This is a genomic window from Sphingomonas sp. NPDC019816 (genome assembly GCF_050274375.1).
Lineage (GTDB): Bacteria > Pseudomonadota > Alphaproteobacteria > Sphingomonadales > Sphingomonadaceae > Sphingomonas.
In genome coordinates this window covers 1-1237 of sequence record NZ_JBNNOB010000276.1, presented here as the reverse complement: position 1 = coordinate 1237, position 1237 = coordinate 1, and the positions used below count along the sequence as shown (strand labels likewise).

Below are 1237 nucleotides of genomic sequence, written 5' to 3'. Positions count from 1 at the left end.
TGGACTTGCCCCGCTTAAGTGGAGAGGCATTTGCTCAGCGTGACGCGGTTCGTTCGAACTGCGCGGGGCTGATGTAGTCGAGCGCGGAGTGACGCCGGATCGGGTTGTAGAATCCATCGATATAGCGGGCAATGGCCTGCTTGGCCTGGTCACGGGTGTAGAAGACCGTCCGCCAGACGAGTTCGGATTTGATCGTCTTGAAGAACGTCTCGACCATCGCGTTATCGTAGCAATTCCCCTTGCCGGACATGGAGATGCGGATGCCGTGGCGACGCAGCTCGGCCTGGTACTCCACGGAACAATATTGGCTGCCGCGGTCCGAATGATGAATGAGCCCTTGGGGCGGACGCCGCAGGACGAGGGCCTTGCGCAGCGCCGCCAGCGCGAGATCGCGGTGCAGCCGGTCGCCGACAGCCCAGCCGACGACGCGACGGGAGAACAGGTCGATGACCACGGCCAGATAGAGCCACCCCTCTCTGGTCCAGACATACGAGATGTCGACGCCCCACTTCTGGTTGGGCGCGGTCGCGGTGAAATCCTGGTCGATGATGTTCGGCGCGATCGGCCAGGCGTGTTCGCTGTCGGTCGTCCGTTTGAACCGGCGCTTCTGCCGGGCGCGCAGGCCGTTCTCGCGCATCAGCCGCGCCGTGCGACGCCGCCCGATGGCAAAGCCATCATCCTGCAACTCGCGCGTCATGCGTGGACTGCCGTACGTGCCGTTCGACAGCGCGAACCCCGAGCGGACATGCGCCAGCATCACCATGTCGTCGCGCTGGCGCCGACTGGCCGGGCGATCCTTCCAGGCGAAATAGCCGCTCTGGCTGACGCCGAGTACCTGGCAGAGGCGGTGGACCGGGAAATCCTTTCTCGCCCGATCGATGAGCGTGAACTTCATCGACTTCCCTCCCGGGCGAAAAAAGCGGTCGCCCGCTTCAGTATGTCACGCTCCTGCCGGAGGATCTCGTTCTCCCGCCGAAGCCGCTTCAACTCGGCAGCCATATCTGCCTGCGGCGCTTGACCGGGTGCCTCCACCAAACGATCCCGGCTGCGGCCGATCCAGCGCACCAGCGTCGATAGCCCGACACCCAGATCCTCCGCTATCTCCCGTTGCGTGCGTCCACTGGTCGCCACCAGTCGGACCGCTTCCTCCTCGAATTCCTTCGTGAAACGTCGCTGCTTCGTCATCGAGTTCGCCTTTCACCTCAAGGGAACTCTCCACTTTTCCGGGGCAAGTCCA

General features: G+C 63.6%; 1 protein-coding gene. It reads right to left on the bottom strand.

What is annotated here, in order from left to right:
* Positions 1–34: 34 nt before the first annotated feature.
* Positions 35–1185, bottom strand: a protein-coding gene (locus ACQKJZ_RS19390; RefSeq protein ID WP_156844008.1) for an IS3 family transposase whose coding sequence is annotated in 2 segments (ribosomal slippage) — positions 35–921 and positions 921–1185 — 1152 coding nt in all. Because the reading frame shifts where the segments join, the coding sequence is not laid out codon by codon here.
* Between the last annotated feature and the right edge of the window lie 52 nt (positions 1186–1237).